At 49.8% G+C, this 24,584-nt stretch carries 19 protein-coding genes, 2 tRNA genes and 2 pseudogenes; 10 read left to right on the forward strand and 13 right to left on the reverse strand.

The features are described 5' to 3' along the window. On the forward strand, positions 1–2,017 hold a 2,017-nt coding region (locus tag M3090_RS03540; protein WP_249054021.1), incomplete at its 5' end, for a family 78 glycoside hydrolase catalytic domain. Positions 2,018–2,170: 153 nt separating this feature from the next. Here the strand turns inward: M3090_RS03540 and M3090_RS03545 are convergent. The 9 genes and pseudogenes from M3090_RS03545 to M3090_RS03585 form a co-directional block, all read right to left on the reverse strand. Then, a complete protein-coding gene (locus M3090_RS03545) occupies positions 2,171–3,367 on the reverse strand; it encodes an acetate kinase (protein ID WP_249054022.1) in 1,197 nt (398 codons plus the stop codon). Between the two features lie 21 nt (positions 3,368–3,388). After that, complete coding sequence (gene pta, locus M3090_RS03550; RefSeq protein ID WP_249054023.1) at positions 3,389–4,405, reverse strand: phosphate acetyltransferase; 1,017 nt, start codon at positions 4,403–4,405, stop codon at positions 3,389–3,391. A gap of 137 nt (positions 4,406–4,542) precedes the next feature. Next, positions 4,543–4,722: pseudogene (locus M3090_RS03555) on the reverse strand (hypothetical protein); the annotation flags it as partial. 772 nt (positions 4,723–5,494) lie between these two features. After that, entirely contained in the window at positions 5,495–7,903 is a 2,409-nt protein-coding gene (locus tag M3090_RS03560; RefSeq protein WP_249054024.1) for a DUF4906 domain-containing protein, read from the reverse strand. 5 nt (positions 7,904–7,908) lie between these two features. Then, positions 7,909–9,033, reverse strand: a complete 1,125-nt coding sequence (locus M3090_RS03565; protein ID WP_249054025.1) for a hypothetical protein — start codon at positions 9,031–9,033, stop codon at positions 7,909–7,911. A gap of 15 nt (positions 9,034–9,048) precedes the next feature. Continuing rightward, the gene (locus M3090_RS03570) at positions 9,049–10,065 is read right to left on the reverse strand and encodes a FimB/Mfa2 family fimbrial subunit (protein ID WP_249054026.1); all 1,017 of its coding nucleotides are present in this window, start codon (positions 10,063–10,065) and stop codon (positions 9,049–9,051) included. Between the two features lie 5 nt (positions 10,066–10,070). Continuing rightward, complete coding sequence (locus tag M3090_RS03575; RefSeq protein ID WP_249054027.1) at positions 10,071–11,852, reverse strand: Mfa1 family fimbria major subunit; 1,782 nt, start codon at positions 11,850–11,852, stop codon at positions 10,071–10,073. Positions 11,853–11,866: 14 nt separating this feature from the next. Next, positions 11,867–13,309: a DUF3868 domain-containing protein gene (locus tag M3090_RS03580; RefSeq protein WP_249054028.1), complete on the reverse strand. Its 1,443-nt coding sequence runs from the start codon at positions 13,307–13,309 to the stop codon at positions 11,867–11,869. Positions 13,310–13,467: 158 nt separating this feature from the next. Further along, on the reverse strand, positions 13,468–14,055 hold the full coding sequence (locus M3090_RS03585) for a DUF3575 domain-containing protein (RefSeq protein ID WP_249054029.1): 588 nt from the start codon (positions 14,053–14,055) through the stop codon (positions 13,468–13,470). Between the two features lie 1,293 nt (positions 14,056–15,348). Here M3090_RS03585 and prmC point away from each other — a divergent pair. From prmC to M3090_RS03620, 7 genes are all read left to right on the forward strand, one after another. After that, positions 15,349–16,212, forward strand: coding sequence for a peptide chain release factor N(5)-glutamine methyltransferase (gene prmC, locus M3090_RS03590; protein WP_249054030.1), 864 nt, complete (start codon positions 15,349–15,351; stop codon positions 16,210–16,212). Between the two features lie 142 nt (positions 16,213–16,354). After that, entirely contained in the window at positions 16,355–16,828 is a 474-nt protein-coding gene (locus M3090_RS03595; protein WP_249054031.1) for a regulatory protein RecX, read from the forward strand. Positions 16,829–16,931: 103 nt separating this feature from the next. Beyond that, positions 16,932–17,570 carry an orotate phosphoribosyltransferase gene (gene pyrE, locus M3090_RS03600; protein ID WP_249054032.1) on the forward strand — a complete coding sequence of 213 codons (639 nt, stop codon included), beginning with the start codon at positions 16,932–16,934 and terminating at the stop codon, positions 17,568–17,570. Positions 17,571–17,579: 9 nt separating this feature from the next. Next, entirely contained in the window at positions 17,580–17,993 is a 414-nt protein-coding gene (locus M3090_RS03605) for an SRPBCC family protein (protein WP_249054033.1), read from the forward strand. Between the two features lie 57 nt (positions 17,994–18,050). Continuing rightward, entirely contained in the window at positions 18,051–19,391 is a 1,341-nt protein-coding gene (argH, locus tag M3090_RS03610) for an argininosuccinate lyase (protein WP_249054034.1), read from the forward strand. Between the two features lie 89 nt (positions 19,392–19,480). After that, positions 19,481–19,553 (forward strand) — tRNA-Gly (locus tag M3090_RS03615). A 16-nt stretch (positions 19,554–19,569) separates the two neighbouring features. Continuing rightward, positions 19,570–19,654: transfer RNA gene (locus M3090_RS03620), tRNA-Leu, on the forward strand. Positions 19,655–20,411: 757 nt separating this feature from the next. On the opposite strand, the pseudogene M3090_RS15975 reads toward M3090_RS03620, so the two are convergent. The 3 genes and pseudogenes from M3090_RS15975 to M3090_RS03630 all read right to left on the reverse strand — a co-directional run. Beyond that, positions 20,412–21,239, reverse strand: a pseudogene (locus M3090_RS15975) (recombinase family protein); the annotation flags it as partial. Beyond that, positions 21,236–21,373: a hypothetical protein gene (locus M3090_RS03625; protein WP_249054035.1), complete on the reverse strand. Its 138-nt coding sequence runs from the start codon at positions 21,371–21,373 to the stop codon at positions 21,236–21,238. The gene M3090_RS03625 and the pseudogene M3090_RS15975, both read right to left, overlap by 4 nt. Before the next feature lie 58 nt (positions 21,374–21,431). Further along, the gene (locus M3090_RS03630) at positions 21,432–22,430 is read right to left on the reverse strand and encodes an AAA family ATPase (protein ID WP_249054036.1); all 999 of its coding nucleotides are present in this window, start codon (positions 22,428–22,430) and stop codon (positions 21,432–21,434) included. A gap of 217 nt (positions 22,431–22,647) precedes the next feature. On the opposite strand from M3090_RS03630, the gene M3090_RS03635 reads away from it, so the two are divergent. Continuing rightward, entirely contained in the window at positions 22,648–23,817 is a 1,170-nt protein-coding gene (locus M3090_RS03635) for a hypothetical protein (protein ID WP_249054037.1), read from the forward strand. Positions 23,818–23,819: 2 nt separating this feature from the next. Here M3090_RS03635 and M3090_RS03640 read toward each other — a convergent pair whose 3' ends face one another. Continuing rightward, positions 23,820–24,065, reverse strand: coding sequence for a hypothetical protein (locus M3090_RS03640; RefSeq protein ID WP_249054038.1), 246 nt, complete (start codon positions 24,063–24,065; stop codon positions 23,820–23,822). Positions 24,066–24,221: 156 nt separating this feature from the next. Here M3090_RS03640 and M3090_RS03645 point away from each other — a divergent pair, with 156 nt between their 5' ends. Further along, the gene (locus M3090_RS03645) at positions 24,222–24,557 is read left to right on the forward strand and encodes an SH3 beta-barrel fold-containing protein (protein WP_249054039.1); all 336 of its coding nucleotides are present in this window, start codon (positions 24,222–24,224) and stop codon (positions 24,555–24,557) included. The last annotated feature ends 27 nt before the right edge of the window (positions 24,558–24,584 follow it).

The raw sequence follows: 24,584 nt of genomic DNA on the forward strand, positions 1-24,584 counted from the left end.
CACGCCCCGCCTTGCCTGGCGCCTGCAAGACCCCAGGCAAGGAGCCCGGCAGACAGCCTATCGCGTGGTCGTAGGCACAGACTCCGCAGCCGTGGCCCGGGGCAAGGGAAACGTGTGGGACAGCGGACGACGGCCCACCCCCGACATGCTGCTCACCTACGACGGACCCGCCCTGCAACCCCTCACCCGCTACTACTGGCAAGTCCGCGTGTGGGACAAAGACCAGGTACCCTCCACATCAGAGACAGCCAGCTTCGAGACCGGACTGATGCAGACACACCCCTGGCAAGGCACCTGGATAGATGACGGACACGACATACACTACCGGCCCGCCCCATCCACCCTCGTCACCGCCCAACAAGCCGTGCCCATCCGCGCCGTCGACACCATCCCCGCCCGCACCTGCCACCGGCTGAACGACACCACCTACTTCTTCGACTTCGGCCAAAACATGTCCGGCGTCACCCACATCCGCGTCGGCGGCACACCCGGCACCACCCTCAGACTGAAACACGGCGAACGGCTCTACCCGGACGGACGCGTCGACCTCTCCAACATCGACGTCTACCACCGCCCCACCGACAACAGCGACCCCTTCCAGACCGACATCCTCATCCTCAGCGGACAAGGCCAGGACCAATTCACCCCCCACTTCAACTACAAAGGCTTCCGCTACGTCGAAGTCACCGCCGACCGCCCCATCCACCTGGACCGCGAGAGCCTCACCGCTTACTTCATCCACAGCGACGTACCCCCCACCGGACACATCGACGCCTCCGACAGCCTCATCCCCCAACTCTGCCGCGCCACCAACCGCGCCTACCTCTCCAACCTCATGGGCTACCCCACCGACTGCCCCCAACGCGAGAAAAACGGATGGACCGGCGACAGCCACTTCGCCATCGAAACAGCCCTCTACAACTACGACGGCTTCACCGTCTACGAAAAATGGATGGCCGACCACCGCGACGAACAACGCCCCGACGGAGTCCTGCCCGACATCATCCCCACAGGCGGATGGGGCTACGGCACCGACAACGGACTGGACTGGACCAGCAGCATCGCCCTCATCCCCTGGCACCTCTACCTCTTCTACGGCGACAGCAAACCCCTGGCCGACTGCTACGACCACATCAAACGCTACGTAGACTACGCCGCCGCCCATTGCACCGACGGACTCACCTCCTGGGGCCGGGGCGACTGGGTACCGGTGAAATCACGCGCCAACAAAGAACTGACCTCCTCCACCTACCTCTACGTAGACGCCTGCATACTGGCCCGCGCAGCCCGCCTGTTCGGCCGGACCGACGACCACGCACGCTACACCGCCCTCGCAGCCAAAACCCGCGAAGCCATCAACCGCAAATACCTCGACCCACAGACCGGCACCTATGCCGACGGCGTACAGACCGAACTGAGCGTACCCCTGTACTGGGGCATCGTGCCCGACAGCCTGCGCCGCACCGTAGCCCGCAACCTGGCCCGCCAAGTACAGGAAGCCGGCTATCACCTCGACGTGGGAGTGCTGGGAGCCAAAGCCATCCTGAGCGCACTGAGCGAAAACGGAGAAGCCGAGACAGCCTACCGCCTGGCCACGCAAACCACCTACCCCTCGTGGGGCAACTGGGTGGTCAACGGCGCCACAACCCTGCTCGAAAACTGGGACCTCCACGCCACGCGCGACATATCAGACAACCACATGATGTTCGGCGACATAGGCGGATGGTTCTTCAAAGGTCTGGGAGGCATCCTCCCCGACCCCGAACAACCGGGCTTCAAGCACATCATACTACGCCCCAACTTCCCCCAAGGCCTGGAACGCTTCGAAGCCACCCACCTCTCGCCCTACGGGGAAATCCGCTCGCAATGGGAACGCCAAGGCAAGCACATCACCTACCGCGTCACCGTCCCGCCCAACAGCACAGCCACGTTCTACCCGCCCGTCCAAGTAAAAGACAGGCAGCCCCTCCCCCTGGAGGCCGGCACGTACGAATGGCAACTGGAGTACGCAGAATAACACAATAAAGGCTGCGCCGGCAGCCTTCAGCAAGCAGAATCCCTTCTTCTGCTCCTCAAGACCGCCGACGCAGCCATCAATGACACACGGGCGAGGTTGCCTCAACCAGACATGCTCCCCGCCCGTGCTCTGTTCACTTGGCCTATCCTATGCTCAGGGTTTCAAGATAGCCATGGTATCCGAAGCAATCATCAGCTCCTCGTCCGTAGGAATGACCACGACTTTCACCTTCGAATCGTCGGTCGAAATCACAGCCTCTTCGCCACGCACCTTGTTCTTCTCCGCATCCAGCTTGATGCCCATGAACTCCAAGCCTTCGCAAGCACCCCAACGGGCCGAAGCCTGGTTCTCACCCACACCGCCGGTAAACACGAGGATGTCCACACCCCCCAAAGCCGCGGCATACGCACCGATATACTTCTTGATACGGTAGAAATACATGTTCTCGGCCAGGCGGGCACGCGGATTGCCGGCAGCCACAGCCGCCTCCAGGTCGCGCATGTCACTCGACTCGCCGAAGATACCCATCACACCGCTCTTCTTGTTCAGCAGATTAGACAGGCCGGCAGCATCCAAACCTTCCTTTTCCATGATGTAAGTCACAGCCCCCGCATCAATGTCGCCACTGCGCGTACCCATCATCAAGCCCTCCAGCGGAGTCAGCCCCATGCTCGTGTCCACACTCTTCCCATCCTTGATGGCCGTAATAGACCCTCCGTTGCCGATGTGGCAAGTAATGATACGCTGTCCCTCCGGATTGACACCCAGGAACTCACAGACACGCTTGGAGACATACCTGTGCGAAGTCCCGTGGAAGCCGTAACGGCGCACGCCATACTTCTGATACAGTTCATAAGGCACGGCATACATATAAGCATAATCCGGCATCGACTGATGGAAAGCAGTATCAAACACGCCCACCTGGGGCACATGGGGCAGGATGGCAGAAATGGCATGCACACCCTTCAGGTTAGCCGGGTTGTGCAACGGAGCCAAATCATTGCAAGCGGCAAAAGCCTCCAAGACCTCCGGCGTCAGCAACACCGACTGGCTGAACTTCTCCCCTCCATGCACCATACGATGGCCCACTGCGCCGATTTCATCCATCGACTTCACCACGCCATACTCTGCGCTGGTCAACGTTTGCAGGATAAATTCCACTCCCACCGTATGCTCGGGAATGTCCTTCTCCAAAACCTTTTTCTCGCCATTCGGCAAAGTCAACTTCAGGAACGAGTCTTTCAGACCAATCTTCTCGATACCCCCTTGGGCAATGACGGCCTTATGGTCCATGTCAAACAACTTGTACTTGATGGACGAACTGCCGCAATTCAACACTAATACTTTCATGTTTATAGATTTTAATGGTTCTCACTTCTGGTGCTTGGCTGCAATAGCCTGGTTGGCCGTGATGGCAATCATGCGATACACGTCTTCAATGGAACAACCGCGTGACAAGTCATTGACCGGACGCGCGATACCTTGCAGAATCGGGCCGATGGCATCGGCATGTCCCAAACGCTGTACCAGCTTATAGGAAATGTTGCCCACCTCGAGCGACGGAACAACCAGCACATTGGCATGCCCTGCAATGGCCGAACCCGGCGCCTTGCTGGCACCCACTTCCGGCACCAGAGCGGCATCAGCCTGCAATTCCCCGTCGATGGCAATGTCAGGAGCCATCTCCTTGGCAATCTTCAGCGCCTCCACCACTTTGTCCACCACCTCATGGCTGGCAGAGCCCTTGGTCGAGAAGCTCAACAAAGCCACTTTCGGGTCAAGGCCGGCCACAGCCTGTGCCGTACGGGCCGTGCACACGGCAATCTGAGCCAACTGGCTGGCATCAGGCACTGGCGTAACAGCCACATCACCCATCACCAGCAAACCATTCTGTCCATACTCCGGAGCATGAGTCAGCAACAACATGGCACCCGACACACACGTAATGCCCGGCGCCGTCTTGATAATCTGCAAAGCAGGACGCAGCACATTGCCCGTCGTATTGCGTGCACCGGCCAACTGCCCGTCGGCATCCCCGTTCTTTATCATCAGACAGCCCAAATAAAGCGGGTTCAACACCAGTTCGCGGGCTTCTTCGATGGTCATTCCCTTCTTCTTGCGCAACTCGCACAATAACTGGGCATATTCCTCTTTCTTAGGATTGTTTTCCGGGTCAATGATAGTAGCCTTATCAATATTTCCCAAACCCCACTCTTTGGCACAAGCACGGATTTCGTCAGGATTTCCCAACAGAATCAAGTCGGCAACCCCATCCGTCAATACTTGGTTGGCAGCTTTCAATGTGCGTTCTTCCGTGCCTTCGGGAAGAACAATGCGTTGGCGGTTCGCTTTGGCGCGCTCAACGATTTCATTAATTAACCTCTGCATGATACTTATGTATATTATACAATATTCACGAACAAATTACACTGTTCACCCTGCAAAAATACACAATTTTGATAGACGCAGATGGCAATACCGGATTGAAAAAAGGCCCGAATGACAAATATTATAATATTTAACATTCAAAAGATAACATCCGGACTCACGTTCTTATATGAATCCATACAACGGCCCACCGGAGCACCTATATACGTAGGGTCACATATCACATACCGGCTCCCGTCGGCCAGCACCACCGCATCGCCGGAAACCTCTTCGGTGAAACACACAGCCGAAGCAATATGGTCGGGATAATCCAACAAATTCACCAACGTGGCAAATCACAACAATTCTCCATCATCCTCTCTCACTAGCCAAGTTTGGCTAACTCCTTGAGTATTGGCAAACTCTCCTCACACAGTCATCTTCATACCTACAAAAAGAGGGCATATCAACCGATATACCCTCACGCAAACAAAACAAATAAACGACAAGGACTTCCTGAGGAATCCTCTGTTCCCTACGATTTCTCTAAACCGCAGGAACATATCCATGCCTCACGGCAAAATAATTACGCAAAATTAGTTTATAAATTATAAATTCTACCCATTTAACCTAAAAAATTAAATTACTTTCCTGTTTTTAACACATCAGTATCCGATGACGAAACAAAAATTCAACCACAGACAACACAGATAAAAGCGATTTGCACAGACGCGAAATCTGCGAAAACCAGTCTTATCGGAGTTATCTGCGGTTCCACGAAGACCATTCCTGCATCTACCCACCCGTCTCCTTTCAAGAAGCGAGGATGCCCCACCGGGCATCCTCAGCAAACAAAACAAACAAACGGTCAGAAATCCCTGTCGGGACTTCTAACACTTCTCTGCCGTATGCAGCAGAGAAGAGGTTCGCGCCTCACGGCGGGAAATTGATTATCCTAACTAAATTCAGGGTTTGTTTTAAACCCCGTTCTCTCTGTCATCCCGAACCCTGCCGAGGGATCTCACTATGGGCATGAGAGGAGTTAGGGAGATGTTTCTACTCCGCTTCGCTTGCTCAACATGACAGAAAGAGCAATTTTTAAACAGGCACTTACAACCTGTCGCGCACACAGCGGATTGGACCGGCAACCGATTTGACATAGTACATATAGTTCGACGTTTCAAAAATCATAAAAGCAGCATTGTTATGGGTGTGCAAAATATTCACACGGTTATTTATGTCGGTAGTAGCATTGTGATAATTCCCACAACGCCCTACTCTAATGCCTCGCCCATCTCCTACACGCGGTCCTTGATTCGGGAAATAAGAATAGGCTCCTGTTTTCCAATCTTGCATATAAATATACATACCTGTATATACCGGAACGCCAGCCCCTGTTCGATCCCAATCCCAACCCTCAATATCAGGATTGAGATTGATATTCGTTTGATAATGACCTTCCGGATTCCGACCATCTATGGTAAAGCCAAGCCACAACTCGCCAGGCGGTACTCTCCATCCCGAAGGACAGGGATCGAATATGGATTTCTCCGTTCCATAGTTATCATAGATATGTGGTCCATTAGGGTCAGTATTATAGCTGTACTTCTTCATCGTACCATCGTCCCTGGGTTTCAATCCGCCCCATAACTCATCATTATGTTGATGTGTCCAATCACCCTGAGCAAAGTAATTCCAACTCGCTTTCACATAGTCTTCATCCCTATCCGCTTGATTTGTCCCACACATGAATACAGTAGGATGTTGAATCGCATAATAAAGTGGATCGGCTATTCCTTGTATATCTTCTCCGGGACAAGAATGGAATAATTGATTCACATCATCAGATGCCGTCATACCTACGGTCGGTAGATTGGCATTGTCATACAGTTGTTCCGTTGTTTCCGGTGTATATTCCGTAGAATAATGACCATCCTGTGTCCGCAGCGGTGGGAAGGGATCTTTCCGTCCCCATTGATACAACATTCCAAACGGTTTGGTATCCCACCCGTCCGTAGGTGTATCGGCCAATGCCCCCAGATTGCAAGACATCACCTGGTAGCCGGAGATACGTGGCTCGCCGGAAGCCACTCCATAGATTCCCTTTTCATCCCACCGGTACGTATAATAGCGGATAGCCTTGCTCAAATTGCCCGGGTCATTGCCCGTCACCCAGATATGCCACGACCAGATAATCTCCTCGTCCCGGTTGTAAGCCGCAATCAAGGCATTGCCTTCCTTGGCAGTCTGGACATAAATCTTCTTTTCGTCCGGCTTATACCAAACAAGATCACCATTGGTATTATCTCCTATGGCCCCTTCCGTCTGCCAAAGTATTTCTACCTTGTCAATCGCCTTCTCCGGCACATCCGGATTCAAGTAATCTTCAATCTTGAATCCGCCTCCCGTTTCCACCCGGTAATAAGGCTCAAACGAAAGCAGGTTCCCCGGTTCGACAATGAAGCAGTTGGAAGACGGGATATGCAGTTCCGCACCTCCCTCACGGATAGTAACAACCACGTTGTACACACAATTCCGCCGGATGTTATAATCGTTCGGGAATTGGTCGTCGTCCGTATCTGTCCCCGGATAAGCATAATAATTGGGTTCTTGCGTAGCTCCCTGTTCCGTTTGCAAGGCCGCCTGCACGCCCAGCCGGAGCGCATTTACAGGAGCCACCTCTTCCTCCGCCCCTATGGCACGCACTCCGCCCTGCATATTCTCCGCCACATAGATGGTATAAGTCGTCCCTGCGCTGACCGGGTCATCGGCACTGCCAAAAGCCCGGGTAGTCCAGTACTCCATGTTTCCTTTCTCTCCGATAGTCTTGTCTCCTTCTTCCCCCGTCCGTGCACGCACCAGGCTCACTTTGGATATGCTGTTTATCTCTATCGAACGAAGTGTCATCCTGTCTGCCAAATCCTCGCCAATCTTCACCCTCACGTTCAGCTTAGCGAACATACGCGTCACCGGCACGGTAATCACACTTTCTGCGCTAACCTCTGCCTCCGCACGCCCTTCCATGGGGATGGAGAGTGTTTCTTCTCCGTCGTTGACGAACTGCGGTTCCAGGTTAAACACGGTCTGTTCCCTAAAGTTGTCCAAACCGCCGACTTCCCTTCCATTCAACCAATCCGCCCTGCCTGTATTGGCCACAATGTAAACCACCGACTTCTCTCCCGCCTCGTCCGGCCGCAGATAGACAGGCAAATCTTCCAGTTGACTTTGGTCGTCGATGGTATAATACCGCGGCTTCGTCAACCGCTTTCCGCTCGCAGCCTCAAACTGGCACACCCAGATGTCATGAATAGCCCGCTCGGCTTCCGTATCCTCGACCGGTGCTTTCGTATCCGCCTGAAGTTCTACCTGCAGTCCCTTGACCGACAGGCTCAGCGAAACCTCCACCAGTTCGCCCTCGTCGAAATCGTCCGCCGTCTGCCCTGTCAACAGTTCGTCACTGCATCCACCGGCCAGCCAGGCCATCAGAGCCAACAAGCCCCAACACCACTTACTTTTCATTGCTTTCAGAAATTAAAGTCATTGTCATATTCATTCTCCCAGTCGGAGACCTCAGCCTCGATTCTTCCGTCCACCAGCTTGAGCCTCACCTTGAAGCGGTAAAGGTTGTTCCGCATGATGTCGAGGCGCTTCGCATCGGCATTATCGGTCACGCCGCCCGTATATTCCGCAAAATAGATGTTATACTTCCCCTCGTCTCCCAGGTCGATTTCGACGTAGGAATACTCATCCCCCACGCCTTTGTTCTGATATTCCGTCAGATAAATCACCCAAACCACCTTGCCCGCCTCTTCGCTGGTCCGCAAGAACTCGGCTCGGTTGTTAGTCGCCCCGTTTTGATTCTTGCCGTCTATCAGATGCAGCGTGCCCAGGTAGTCATTCTCCCAATCTGTCCCTTGCCCGTAATCGTTTTGCGAGTACACACCGCTTGGCGCACAATAGCCCTTGCCGTTAAATCCACGGATATACGTCGTTGGCTTTGCCGGAATCTCCAGCGTCTCCGTGTCATACTCCAGCACCACTTCTACTTTGGCCAGTGCCCTCAACAGAGTGACAGGCTCAGGCAGCATAGTCCGTTTTCCCATCTCGAAGGCCACGTTCTCATATTCATGCACGCCGTAGAATGGAATCAGGTTGCCCGGCCCCAATTGCTGTATGCCGGGCCTCTTGAACTGCGCCCAGTCGGCATTACACAGTTCCTCAATCGTCGTCACGCCCGCCTCCAGATCGCCGTCGTTGTAAGTCGGCCAGTTAGCCAGCATCACCACCTTGAAGTCCCGATAGATGGCCATTCCTTCGGGCACTTCGCCCTGCACGGTATAGTCCACGTAGTTCGTTCCCTCCACGGCCACCACGCCGCTCGGCAGGAAGCGTGCAATGAAACGGTTGTTGCTATCAAAGAAATAAATCCGGTAGTCGCCGCCCGCCACGTCGATGTAGTTCTCATACGTGCTGCCTTCTTCGAAACCGTCTCCTGTTTGCGGATTAAGCGGCACGCGCAGCCCGATGTTGACCTGCATCCGTCCGTCGTCCGGGCTTCCGTCCACAGCCTCCGGGCTGCAAGAAACGGCCCCCAGACTGCAAACAAATGCGAAAGCCATTGCCACGATATGCCGTATCCTCTCTTTCATACGTCTCCTTTCCAATCATAAATCACTGCCCTGCAATACCACCCGCCAAGAGTTGATATAGATATAGGCATCCATCCAACGCTGGTCTTCATCCAGGAAAAACACCAACGAAAACCTGTCCTGCCTGTCCAGATATTCCTGGTCAGACATTTCACGGTCATAATAGCTCTTCACCAACAGCAACGTCTGAATCAACGGTACGGACAAGACAATCTCCTCCGTATCCAGCCGCCGCACAGTCAGGCGCGCCGTCCCGGCATGACCGGTCATCATCCGGGGCACCGTCAGGTCGGCCATCACCGCGCTGAGAGCCGAGGTCGCTTCATCTGCCACCCCGTCTTCGAACTCCGCCACACCCGACTCCGTGTGCCAGGCGTAATAGGTGATGTCTTCGTCGTCCAGCAGCGAGTTGTCCCAGTCCATCGCCCCGTTATCGTCCGTGACGGAAAATTCAAACAAGTCTTTATCCAACGCCTCGCCGGACAAACTTTGCAATACCACGCGAAGATTGTTGGTATTCTTTACCAAGGGTACGGTATAGGTATAGACACCTTCCGTCTCGCCGAACACCTGCTGCTGCACGTAGCCATGATACAGTCTGTCCAGATCGTCCGCACAAAAGGCCGCCCCCGTGGCATCGTGCTCACGACGCAACGTGCAGGTCAGTCCTTCCTTCCGCGAGGCTTCGGGAATCAGGAAAGAGCCTTTATCCGTCGTGCCGCACCAGGCCAGCAAATCATACGTGCCCGGCTCCACATCCACGGTCATGGCATAATCTTCCGACGCCAACGCCGCGCCAGCCTCGGTCTTCTGCCAGGCGATGCGCCCCTGCCCGTCCACGAGGTAGAGCGTCACCGACTCTACCTCGTGGGCAAAGGCATCGGCAAAAGCCATGTTCCAGTCATAGCGGAACTTTACTCGATAGGTCACCGAGCAATCGCCTTCACCGTCGTAGATCACGCTGTCGCAGGCCGCCAAAACCAGTCCGCAAAGCAGCAAACAGTAATTGCGTATGTATGAAAAAATCTTCATTCGCCTTACAAGTCCACACCTTGTTCCACAATCTTCCAAGACAAGATTTGGATGCTGGCACCCAGGTAATAGCGCTCGTCATCCTCATCGCCCGGCACAATGTCTTCATCGGGGTCGTAGATGCCCTTACCCACGTTCTCCAGCGTGTTGACAGTCACTTTGTAGTAATGGTTACGCACCACGCCGTAGTTGGCTTCGTCCACGCTTTCCTGATTAGCTTCGATGGGATTCAGATGCTCAATAGGAATGTTATAATACATCAGGCCGCCCTTATAGCCGATGGCCACGTTAGTTTTGTTGAACGCTGCCAAGGTAGCATCGAGCCCGGTAATGTCAGTTTCCGTAAACACCGTGTACGTATAACTGCCTTCTGTACCGCTCCGCTTATACAGCGTCACTGCGGTTTCTACCGCCTGGCTTTCTCCCGTGTCTTTTTTCTTCAACTGCACCAGCACTTCACCGTTGCCATTATCCACCAGTTCCACACAAGTCTTGTCCATCCGGGTATAAGTAGCACCCGCTTCTCCCGGTGTACCGGCAGAGCAATACCAGGCATCCCAATCGGCCTGTGTGGCGTTGAGCAGGTAATCTATGTACGACTCGTTTTCGAACAACACGCCGTTGTAGCGCACCATGTCCAACGCTGTACCATTCGCATCGCAAATCTTGGCTTTCAACAAGATGCTGGTGCGTGCGGCTGCCTTGGCGGCAATGGTGGCATTGTTTGTGTTTTCGGCACAATAGGCCGAAGCGGTACCCACGGTGTTCGTAATCTCGTCAGACGAAATGTAGTTCAAGTATTGGTTGGTCACCACATCCCCTCCTTCCGTGGGATAACCGTCGATGCCGTAGTTATAGGCCTTGCCCCAATAGCTGCGGTAGTTTGCGGCGTCGTTCCACGCAAAGCCGAGCCCCTGGTCTGTCCAAGTCTGGTCGATGTTCTTCACCAGGTACGAACTCTTGGCGGTGGCGTTCAAGGCCCAACCCAGCAGCTCCACGTAGATATCCTCGGCAGCCACGGCCGGAGTTTCCGTATTGCCTGACTCCGCATCGTTGTCACCCCCGGCCACGGTCACGCTCAGCTTGTAACGGCCATTGGCATCGGCCTTCGCCTTCAGGGCATCAGAAATGCCAAGCGTCACCTTAGCCGCCAGACGCTCCACATAGATATCGACCACGTTAGCCGGATTGGCCACAACCGGCTCCAGGGAGAAGTTGCTCGGTTGCAGTTCCGTCACATAATAGGGCGTCGTACTGCCCGTGCTCCGTGCATAGCTGGTGGTGCTCATGATGAAGTTCTTGGCCGAAGTCGATTTGTAAATGCCCGCTTCGCCTCCGGACAGGGTCTTCTCCATCTCAGTCAAGGTATTTGCCGGCGTAAACCCTGCCGGCACATTGAGTGCCGTCACCAGGTAGTTCGGATAATTGTTGGACGTCAAGCCGCGCAACACAATCACCGAATTGCCGTCGAACTCTATATTCCCATCGCCTTCCACCGCTGTGCCGCCGTTCCACACCGTGGCCTCCGTCACAAAATCGCCGGCCGTGTCGTAGAAGAAGAACCGGGCGTCCGAAACCGTGTGTTCAGTCTCCGAGCCGTTTTCAAAAGGATTGTCCTCGTTGCCAGCCGCCTTCGTACCGGCACCTGCGTTCGTAATGCGTACAGTCAGATAGGCCGTTCCTTCCGTCCCATCGGTCTCTCCATTGCCTGAAGCCACCCCGCTGTCTTCCGTGCAGCTTCCCAAAGCCAGGGTTGCCATCAACCCCCATAAGAAAATCTTTTTCATGTCTGTCTTCTGTTTTAGTTATTTCTACTTGAGTTATCATGCAAATCCATCAGTTCCTCCAAATGTTCCAACGCCTCCTCTGCCTGCTTCACACCGGCCTGTCCGGCCTGCCAGAACAGGGTGCGGGCCTCATCGTAGTCCTCCGTCAGCAAGGCCAGTACCCCCCGGGCATAAACAGCCTCAGGAGCCTGCCCCGCCTTGGCCAAGTAGCGTGCGGCAGCCAGCGTATCGCGCCGTTGCAAGGCTGTATTGGCAGCATTCAGATTGGCCACCGGGTCATTGGGATACATGCGGACAGCCGTCTCGAACACTTCGTTAAACTCCGTCGAACCCGGCTCACAGGTCTGTGCAGCCAGGTAGAACTCGTCCAGGCTCAACTTCTGCGGCTGCGTCAGCAGGATGCGCTTGATTTCGCCCACATCGCTGAAGCGACGCACAGTGTACTCGATACGGTAGTCTGTATGCCGCAGGGCAGGATAGCAGTTCTGCAACAAAAAGCGATAGTCCGCCGGATAAGCAACCCGGATACGGCGTTCCTTGCCGTCTGGTTCGCTGCCGCTGTCAATCAAGGCCAATATCTCCGTGCGATGCTCCAGGTTCGAAGCCTTGACATAGCGGCGCAGGCCTGCCCAGTCTTCCGGCTCGTATTCGGTCTTGATAATGTTTTCATCGAAATCATACAGACGGCAGACATGCCGCTTCAACGCCGCCGTACGCTCACGGGCCAGGTAGGTATTGTGCGCATAGCTGCCTTCGGGCGAAGCATAGCCCTTGAGCCATACCGCCGTGATATGGATATCCCTGTCATTGCGTACCGAATCTATCGTGGCTTGAATTTTGCCCAACTCGGCCTCGTTGCGCCGGTAATCCGGATAAATGACCGTCTGGTCTACGGGGAAATCCACAAAGGCCGAACCGCTGAGCGCAAAGCATTTCTCTCCCTTGGCCTCCGGACGTACATACGCCAAGGCAGGCAGCCAGTCCACGGCTTCCCGATAGCCCGCAAACACCACGCCCTGCTCGGCCAGCAACGTGCGACAACAACCGAAGTCGCGACGCACAAACTCCAACTGCGAGTGGTTCATCCACGATTCATACTCCACCAACGTCTGGTAAGCCACCGACTGCGGCATCTCCGACGCTTTGTAGGTCAGCTCGTCCGGACCGGACAACATGCCCTCATCGCCCCTCACATACTGGTAATAACGGGTGCGTCCATACAAACCAATAGAAGGTAAAGCCAGCGAGTCATCTCCCTGCACGATGCTGGGCGTCAGCAGCACAGCCCGGTTGCGCTCTACCTGCAAACTGTCAAGATGTACCTCCATCTGCACCTTCAGGTAGGCACCGTTGCGCTCCAGGCGCAGGTTCTCCACACGCACGCCTCCCAAGTCTTGCGCACCGATGCCGAGGCTGTTCAGCAGGAAAAAGGTCATGAGCAATATCATTTGTTTCATCGTTGTTCCTTTCTTTTAAGTAGATGTTCAAATTCAGTTTTCGTTATAAAGGGGAATCCAGGTATCTGTCATCCTGAGCGAAGCCCAAAGGGCACAGCCGAAGGATCTCACCATGAGCCATCCCCCTTTGCCCGCGCAAGAAGGTTCCGGCCACTTGCTTAGAATACATATATCAAATTCACAGCCGCTTTGGTGGGGCCGAAATAGTGATGAGGTTTGTCTGTCTCGACTTTCTCGCCGCAACCGGCACAACGGAAGCGGTCGTAGCGGGCATAGACATAACCAAGACCTATCTCTGCTTCCAGGTTCCAATGCCTGCCCAGAATCCAGGAATAACCGTAGCCGACGCCCAGACCACCCACCCAACCCTGGTAGCGGTAATCGGAAAGTTTGGAAAAATCAGTGCCCCAAAAAGAAATGCCATTGTCCACGCCTCCCACGTTGAACTGCCCCGCATGGAGGTGAAGCCCCAGAAAATGGCCGGCAAAGCGGTCGCAAAACCAATAACGCGCCTCGGGCTGGACAAACCAATGCTTCCACCGACGTCCGTGAGAGAAAGTCCAGGCATTGAAATCGCCTGTGACGTCGAGCGACCATTTCGGCGCCAGTCCTACCTCCAAGCCCAAGTTGACATTGGCAAAAGCGTCATAAAGCACGTTGGTCTTTACCGCCACATGCTGTCCATCGGCGGGGAGCCCGCGAAGCAGGAAGATACACAATAAAATAAAGCCGATTTTCAGTTTCATATAGTTTACATATAATAGATGACGAAACAAAAATGCAACCACAGACAACACAGATAAAAGTGACTTGCACAGATGCAAAATCTGCGGAAATCAGTCCTATCGGTGCCACCTGCGGTTACACAACGTTTTTTCATTCAATACTACACTCATACGCATATCCATTTGTTTCTTTGCATGCAATGTTTTCTTTGCAACCACAAATGTAGACATATAATTTATAATAAGTATTGTTACCCAATGGAAAATTAAGCAATATTCAGTTTTTTAACACTTTAAGAGCGTACTTAAAATTCTTTCCCCTGTCATCCCGAGCGTTGTTCTCCCCCGTTATTGGGTGAGCACAATGCCCAACATGACCGAAACTCAACCGGTAATAAGAATCTGTTTCGGAATGAAATGGGGCATTTCCATACCAGATGCAAGATAGGCAACTCAAAGGGATGTATCATAATGACAAACAGCTATCATTCTGTCATGTTGAGCGGAGCGAAGCGAAGTCGAAACATCTCACTTAACCAATCTTGAGATTCCTCGGCTACGCTCGGAATGACAGACTATACCTTAATGAAATAGTCAAAAGAGGTTTTGAGCGAAGCTAATGATAGGTAATCTCTATTTTGATACACCCTCTGGTAGCGATAGATATATCCCATATTTAAAAACATAAAGTATCACTACCACCTCCCCCTTCGGGTACTCCTCCTTCCCTAAGGAGGAGAATCAAGTTACCACGACCAAACTAAAATGTACAAACTCATCCTGCACAAAATTCAAAAATTCATTTCCCTGTCATCCCGAGCACAGTCGGGGGACCTCACTACGCGCCTGAAAAGCATTAGGGAGATGTTTCGACTACGCTTCACCCCCCCTCTTTGCTCCCCCGTTTGGAGGGGGAGAACAATGCCCAACAAGACAGAGAGAGCGATTTTAAAACCGACTCTAAGCATTACCCAACCTTTTAACATTATAACCCTCCTGCCACACTGCACAACAACAGCCCCAAGCTCCTCACAAGACCAGAAATCGTACATATTTATTACCTGTCTATCTCTCCCGAGCCACCCAGGGACCAAAGTCCTACCAAAGTCGTACCAAGTTCGAGTGCTTAGAAACGAACAAAGAACGAACATGGAACGAATTTGGAGCGTACCGATATACAGATTATTTACCATTCCATCTCCCCCACCCATGCGCCCGGCCGGAAACAGGCACCGCTCCCAAACATTTCGAAGAGGAAGGGCGAAGTATTTAAAAGAAAAACATTACTTTTGCGCCCACAAAATCCGGAACAGCATGAACCTGACCCCAGCCAATCTGCGCAACCTGTTGAAAGCCAAATACGACGACCGCGAAGCGGCCGCCTTGGCACGCATCGTATGCTGCGAGATGATGGGGCAGCGGCCGGCAGACTATGTGCTGAACGAGCCGCTCCGCCCGGACGCAGAAGCCGGGCAACGGCTGGACGACATCGTGCAACGCTTGCTGCGCTTCGAGCCTCTGCAATACATAGAAGGGAAAGCCCGTTTCCTGGGACGCGACTTCCGTGTAGGCCCCGGTGTACTGATTCCGCGGCCGGAGACTGAAGAGCTGGTGGAACTCATGCTGAAAGAGACCTCGCCGGGGGCACGCCTGCTGGACATCGGTACTGGCAGCGGATGCATCGCCGTCACACTGGCCCTGGAGGTGCCCGGCGCATACGTCGAGGCGTGGGACATCTCGCCGGAAGCCTTGGCCGTGGCGCGTGCCAACAGCGAAAGGTGGGATGCCAAGGTCACATTCAGGCAACAGGATGTCTTGGCTTGCCCCAAAGAAACTGAGACAGCTTTCGACGTTATGGTCAGCAACCCGCCTTACGTGACCGAATCCGAAGAGGCCGGCATGTCGCCCAACGTGCTGCTGTACGAGCCAGCCGGGGCACTTTTCGTGCCCGACGGTGACCCGCTTCTTTTTTACCGGCACATAGCACAACTGGGACTAAAATGGCTCCGGCCGGGCGGACGGCTGTATTTTGAAATCAACCGCACATACGGCCGGGAAATGGCGGCACTGCTGGAAGGACTGGGTTATACAGACATACGGATTGAAAAGGATTTGAGTGGGAACGACCGTTTCGCCATGGCCCAAGCCCCCTCCCTCCTCCCCCTGTGGGGGAGGTAATCGGAGCATATTAAGAGCATGTTACAGAGATGGTTCGCTCAGCACACCCCCTTCCGCGGGGTAGATAGCCGGAGCATATTACATAAACAATTTGGTTAAGCCCCCTCCCCACGAGGGAAGGATGGGGAGGGGCTATTTACTTATGGACGAGATAGACGAAAACAAAGAACTGAAACGCATGGAGGCCTATTGTGCACAAGCCGAACATTGCCGTAGCGAAGTGACCGACAAGCTCGTGCGCAAGGGAGTGCCCTACGACATGGCCGACCGGATTGCCGACCGGCTGGAGCAAGACAAGTTCATCGATGAGAGACGTTACAGCCGCGCTTTCATCCAGGACAAATTCCGTTTTGCCAAATGGGGGAAACAGAAAATCGGCCTGGCCCTGCGCCAGAAACGGATAGACCCGGCTGTCTACCAGCCACTGCTGGCCGGGATAGACACCGAAGAATATTTGGCCGTACTGAAAGCCCTGCTGGAGTCAAAAAAGAAAAGCCTTCACATCGCCGACGGTTATGAATGTCGTGCCAAACTGACCCGGTTCGCATTGGGACGAGGCTTTTCAGCCGATGACATCCGCCTTTGTATAGGGAGCGTGGACGAAGATGAATGGTAAGACAAATAAACACGCTGAAAAAAATATCGCCTTACTCTTTTCTTATGTCATTCCATTTATTTACTTTTGCACTTGATTTGATCACTTAAACATTTGGTTAGCTATGAAAACCTTAGAAAGACTGTTCGCTGAGAAACTGCTAAAAATCAAAGCTATTAAGATTCAACCGGCCAACCCGTTCACTTGGGCTTCGGGCTGGAAGTCGCCCTTCTATTGCGACAACCGCAAGACATTGTCCTATCCTTCCCTTCGCAGTTTTGTGAAGATCGAAATCACACGCCTGATTCTGGAACGTTTCGGACAAGTGGATGCCATCGCCGGCGTAGCAACGGGCGCCATCCCGCAGGGAGCATTGGTGGCCGACGCATTGAATCTGCCCTTTGTCTATGTACGCTCCACACCGAAAGACCACGGCTTGGAAAACCTGATAGAAGGTGAATTGCGCCCGGGCATGAAGGTGGTAGTGGTGGAAGACCTCATATCGACAGGCGGCAGCAGCCTGAAGGCAGTCGATGCCATCCGCCGCGACGGATGTGAAGTCATCGGCATGGTGGCCGCCTACACCTACGGATTCCCCATAGCCGAAAAATCATTCAAAGAGGCTAAAGTCCCCCTGGTGACCCTGACCAACTACGAAGCAGTGATGGACGTGGCACTGCGCACAGGCTACATCGAAGAGCAAGACATCGAAACACTGAACGAATGGCGAAAAGACCCCGCCCACTGGGACGCAGCCAAATAAAGACCGCGAATGACCAAATTTGAAAGCAGCATCAAACACGTGTCCGCCCCACAGGCGGCCGTGTATGCCAAATTGTCCGACTTGAACAATTTGGAGAAAATCAAAGACCGCATCCCGGAAGATAAGGTAAAAGGACTGACGTTCGACGCCGATTCGCTTAGCTTCGAAGCGGCGCCCGTGGGACGCATTACCCTGCAGATTGTAGAGCGTGAACCGGAGAAGTGCATTAAATTCGGAACAACGGCCTCGCCCCTGCCCTTCAACCTGTGGATACAGATTTTGCCTGTTACAGAAACGGAATGTAAAATGAAACTGACCATCGGCATGGACTTGAACCCGTTCATGAAAGCCATGGTACAGAAGCCTTTGCAGGAAGGCCTGGAAAAGATGGCAGACATGCTGGCCGTGATTCCCTACGAATAAGGAGCAGGGGACGAAAACAGAAGCATCATTATTCTTCATTCATCATTCTTCATTTATATGGCTCTGAAACTTTGGGAGAAATCCGTAGAAATCAATAAAGACATCGAACGCTTCACCGTGGGGCACGACCGTGAGATGGACCTCTATCTGGCCAAATACGACGTGTTAGGCTCCATGGCTCACATCACCATGCTGGAAAGCATCGGCCTGCTGACGGCCGACGAACTGAAACTGCTGCTGGCGGAGATGAAAAACATTTACGCCACGGCCGAGCGGGGTGAGTTCGTGATAGAAGACGGAGTAGAAGATGTACATTCGCAGGTGGAGCTGATGCTGACACGCCGGCTGGGCGACATAGGGAAAAAGATACACAGCGGACGTTCGCGCAACGACCAGGTGCTGCTGGACCTGAAGCTTTTCACCCGTGCCCAAATCAAAGACATTGCCGAGGCGGTAGAACAACTGTTCGGCGTGCTGCTCCGGCAGAGCGAGACCTACAAGGACGTACTGATGCCGGGCTACACGCATTTGCAGGTGGCCATGCCGTCGTCCTTCGGCCTGTGGTTCGGAGCCTATGCCGAAAGCCTGGCAGACGACATGCTGTTCCTGCAAGCGGCCTTCCGCCTGTGCAACCGCAATCCGCTGGGCTCGGCTGCCGGATACGGTTCGTCGTTTCCGCTGAACCGCACGATGACCACGGAGCTGTTGGGTTTCGACTCGATGAACTACAACGTGGTCTATGCCCAGATGGGGCGCGCCAAAATGGAACGCAACGTAGCCTTTGCCTTGGCCACCATCGCCGGGACACTGTCCAAGCTGGCCTATGACGCCTGCCTGTTCAACAGCCAGAACTTCGGCTTCGTGAAGCTGCCCGACGACTGCACCACGGGGTCCAGCATCATGCCGCACAAGAAGAATCCCGACGTATTTGAGCTGACACGCGCCAAATGCAACAAACTGCAGGCGTTGCCGCAACAAATCATGATGATTGCCAACAACCTGCCGTCGGGCTATTTCCGCGACTTGCAAATCATCAAAGAAATCTTCCTGCCGGCCTTCCAGGAGCTGAAAGACTGCCTGCAAATGACTACCTACATCATGCACGAAATCAAGGTGAACACCCACATCCTGGACGACCCGCGCTACGACCCCATCTTCAGCGTGGAAGAGGTGAACCGCCTGGCACGTGAAGGCATGCCCTTCCGCGACGCCTACAAGAAAGTGGGCCTGGAGATAGAAGCCGGCGAGTTCAAACCCGTCAAAGAGGTGCACCACACCCACGAAGGCAGCATCGGCAACCTGTGCAACGACCGCATCGCCGCACTGATGCAACAGACGATGGAAGGTTTCCATTTCGAACGGATGGAACAGGCGGAGAAAACCTTGTTAGGCAGATAAGCCAACATAAACCGAACTTTTCAAGAAAAAAAGTTGCGCAGCAAAGGGAAACTTCCTATCTTTGCAGCCGTTCTACATAAAAAGCCATTGCGGCAATAGCTCAGTTGGTAGAGCACGACCTTGCCAAGGTCGGGGTCGCGAGTTCGAGTCTCGTTTGCCGCTCTTTATTCATAAGGCTGCCCGGATGGTGGAATGGTAGACACGAAGGACTTAAAATCCTTTGGCCAGTAATGGCTGTGCGGGTTCAAGTCCCGCTTCGGGTACTCTAAGGGACGAATCGTTAAAATCACGGTTCGTCCTTTTGTTTTTATCTACATAAAGATTTGTATATGAGCTATTTAACACAAAGAACATATTGATACTCTTAGGTTCAATATCGCCCGAATTCTTATCATAGATAAATCCGTCCGAAAATAAGAGTTTTTGCAATTTCCGTTTTCCTTCAAGTCCTTGTAATTGCCACAATTCAAATAAGTTAGACCTCATTTTAAAGGCAAAATTAATAAATTTATCGAGGTTCAATATTCCCGTATCGAGGTTAGCCAATTCTATCTTCAAATCTTTGATTTCATTCTCTAATCTTCCAATCACCTTTTCACATATTCTCTGTTTCTTAGCATCAGTGCAAAGCACATAGTTCGTTTCAGCCTGCTCTAATTCTTTTTCTTTCTTCTTCACATTTGCTTTGATGCCCTTTACTCTCTCCTGATTTTCCTTATTCATTGCATCAAAAGTCATAGCAAGCTGTATCTTTAACAGATTCTCTACTTTGTCTGACAAAGCATAGCTATTCAGCAAAATTTCAAAAGCCTCATGCACTTTCCGTGTGGAGCTATTGAATCTACACCCCTTGCGCCCACATACATAATAGCCTATGTCAGTGCGTCCAAACCGCTTGCGCATCTTCGTAGAAATGCTAGCAGTCAAGTTATGCCCACAGCAAGGGCATTTAATACTACCTAACAATGGCGCATAGTCTTTATCAATCTTCAACTCATAGCCGCTATGATTCTTACTCAACTCACCATTGACCTTCAAGAAGATTTCTTCCGAAATAAGGGCAGGGTGATTACCCTTTACTATATCGCCCTGTAAAAACTTATGAGCCATATAACCACAGTAGAAAGGATTCTTAAATACCTCTGAAAGTTTCTGCTTGCAGATAATCAAGCCTTCAGAGGCTAACCGATGTCGGATTTCTTCATTAGAAAGTTTGTTATAAGCCTTCCACAAGAAAGCCTTGCGCAACAGTTTTCCTTCTTCATTGATGGTGATAACCTGCTCTTTCTTCGTTGTTTTTTGGTCATAACCCCTTGGAGCTTTCCCAATCCAACGTCCTTTCAATAAGGCTTTTATACTGTTTTCTATGGTAGTAGCTCGCTTTTCATCGTTCTGAAACCTTGCATTAGCCAACTCCATCAACTGCATATACTTTCCTACAGGAGTCCGAGGGTCGTAGGTCGATGTTGCCGACACTACATAAGCTCCCCTTGCCTCCACTTCTTCAATGATTGTCGTGCTTCCCGTCCGACTGAAACGGGAAGTACTAAATACAATTACTACATCAATCTTAATCTTACTTTTCCTAATGAAAGTAAGCATTCTGTTAAACTCTTTCCGTTCCTTATCACTCTTAGCAGATTCATAACTTCCGCCGAATTCACCGAGAACGGTGTAGGAGTGCTTAGCAGCATACTCCCTACACTTTTCTAACTGAACTTCAAGACTTTGACCATCTACCTGTTCGCTTGAACTAACGCGAGTATAGATCAACGCATTTCCGCCCTCTATTCTTTCACTTTCCTTCTCACCTTTTGCAAAATCCTTTAAATCAAATACTTTATTCATGCTACTGCTTTATTATAAATGTTAAACACTAATACTGAATACTCATAGAGAGTATCTACCAACACACTTACTTTTTTATTATCAATGTCAGAAAAATTCTTATCTTCTTTTACCATGCCTATATCTATCTTCATCCTATGATCAAAGTTAAATTATACCTATTATTGTCACAAACCGAAACAGAACATTGACCTAATTATTATCATTCTTTAGATCTATTTCTTTGTTTTCCAAAGAATTATCAGCTTTCTCCATAAAGTAAGCCATATAATCAAGAACCCATGCCTTTGCAGTCTTATCACTTACGCCTATCTTCCTACCTATTTCTCTAAACTTTTTACCTTCTTTATATAGTCTGTAAGCCTGTTCTTTTAGCGGAGTTATATCAGCTTTTCCCTTTAACAACTCTTTTTCTACGGCATATCCTTCTTCTGCAAACTCTATGAAGCCATCTTCCCGCTTTGTCAATGCACCGACAAGAACATGATTCTCATCCATACTGATAGCACAACTCCTTGCTTTAAGCTGCTTGAGATAAACTTTTCTTTCTCCTTCAACCTTGCCGACAGCAAAGCAAGAATCTATGAAGTTAGATAAGTTTTTACTCCCTGAAAGTTTATCTAAGGTAAGTATTGCATTATCCTTAGCCTTGGGAGAATGCCCAAGCAATAGAACACTTATCCCCAGCATCTCCATTTTAGACTTAAAATTAATAATAAACTTTGCCGCTTCATTCCCTTTTTGTAAGTTGGGATTCAGATAAGTTATATTATCCACTATGAAAATCTTAATCCCCAACTTCGTTGCTTCTTCTATCCTCCGAAACAATTTTTCCAAGCGTTCTTTATAAGAAGGACTATACTTATCCATGTCCAAGTTTGGCCGAAGTAAGTTTTCCGAAAAGACATAATGCCTTGCTCCATCTTCAGTTTCATATCTGTCGCTTAGCTGCTGTTCTGACAACTCATAGTCGAAATACATCACCTTCTTACCTTTCTTTGCTATTTCTTCTGCAATCTGAACTGCAATCATACTTTTGCCTACATTGGCTGTCCCAAAGAACACAGTCAATTCCTTCTCAATCCACAGATTTTTGTACAAATACTCACGCTTTTCTGCTTTCATTCCATATTCAACAATCTCATTTAAAGTTGAATATTCAAATACTGTATTATTCTTATATTCTTTCATCTTTTTATATTTTAAATTTAATCTTTGTCGTTTGGATCCTTTCGACATTGCAAAGGTACGTCACTTTACTCTCCTAAAAGTTATTATTTTTCAGACAGAATAATTAACTTGTTGATTATTAGATGTATATCTTAAAATAGGGGATTTTTGAGGGGATTTTATGGGAAAAAAGAAGGGATTTTTCTCAGATTCCGTATATTTGTGATGAAAAGACTTAATGCAAAATAGCAATATGCTCAAATACACTTATCATATAGAATACTACATAACTGATATACCGCAAGAAAAATATTATGGGTATTACAGTTGTGATGATGTATTAGAAAAGAGTATAATTATCACAAGCAAAAATGTGCATTCATTTTATATTGACCCCTTAAGTGTATTAGCATCCTTTATTGTTGAAGGGAAATATCTATCTAACAGTAAGCTGCAAGAGCTATACTTTTTAGGAGAGAATGGAACATATTCTATCCAAATCAACATTCTTGAATCATATACCAACAAATATGAGTCAAACAGATATATTTCAAATGACTTATATCTTATATTAGACAGAACATTTAGAGCCATCAAACTGATGACAGAAAGTGAGATAGAAAGAAACGAGGTTGATAGCATACATAATGTTATAGAAAATAAATTGGCAAAGATAGATTTGTATTCCAACTATTTACTAATAGAAACAGAATCGCCATTTCTTCTACATATTAATCGCACTAAATCCTTACAATATTGCAAGAAGGTTTTAACTGAAATTATTAGATTATTAGATGAAAAATCTATAGCGATTTATGATAGCATAGATTTCGGAAGTTTAGACGATTTACACAGAAAACTATACAAATCACTACAAACATCAATAAGATCCATGAGTCATATTCTGAACTTAATGACATCAATATTAGGATTTAGTTATGAATATACTCCATATATAGATCTACGGGATTACTTTAATAAGATTATGACTTATTTATGCTTAGAGTTAGGTGAGGATATTACCATTAAGAATGAAGAATCTTCAAAGAAAAAAGATCCAATAGAAAAAGAATATAGTAAAAAAGAAATATTAGAAAAATTATGTCCTACTTACTTACATCGGAATAAGGTGGAACAAATTCTAAATGAGATAAATGATTCTTACCATATCAATGAATGTTCTAAAATAGAAAAAGCAAGTTTGGTCTTGCTTATACGAGACCATTGCAATTTTTTAGATCAGAATATTGCAAAGAAATTCAATCAATTACGAAAACTTATTATGCAATATTATGGACAAACGGACATATCATATAAGGAAAATGATTGCCTTCAAAAGAAAGAAGAACTTTACTCACGATATCCAATGTTTTGGAATAAAATGAAAAATAAAGGAAGTTATATGTAATGCTATTTTTTTAATATTTGTCCTCTGCCACCTGCTTTTTGATGTAATACTCCTTTTCTTATGATACACTTATTATTAATATAAGGCTTATTAGGTGATAGGCCGTAATTTCGCAATGAACCATAAGTAATGCCGAGCTCTTCTGCCGAATGAAACTCAAATACATTAGCCACGCTTCCAAAGTATTCATGCACATCACCCATTTGAAGGTGTATAACTGTTCTTTCTTTCTTCTCTGATGTTTCCATATAAATTTGCTTTTTGCAAAGGTATTATAAATATGGCATATAATAAATATAAATCATCTATTTTAGACTCTTTAGATCTACATTTTTGCTTATAATGAATACATGTCATATATTTGTATTGTGATAATCAAGTAAAACTATTAAAAGCAAATAGATATGAAGGCAATACAATTTAGCAATGCAAACGTAGTTAAGTCGGCAATCAAGTGTATGGGTTATGAAATGGATGCGGCAACTTCCATCAGCAAGGGCATGATGATTGAAACATTGAAGAAACGTATGATGCGTGGTGAAGTGGTTAGGTTTTGCTATCAAAAGTTGGATGGTTCAATTAGATATGCGGTTGGGACACTTCAATCGGATGCTGTCAAAGCCAATGTTGTAGGTACAGGGATTCCCAAACGCTTTTATGGAATGTTTGCATACATAGACTTGCAGAAAATGGCGTGGAGAGGATTCAAAGAAGAAAGAATAATCGGTATTGTAGATTAAGTGAATGGGGCTTTATCAAGCTCCATT

It is taken from the genome of Bacteroides sp. ET71 (genome assembly GCF_023336905.1).
Classification (GTDB): domain Bacteria; phylum Bacteroidota; class Bacteroidia; order Bacteroidales; family Bacteroidaceae; genus Bacteroides.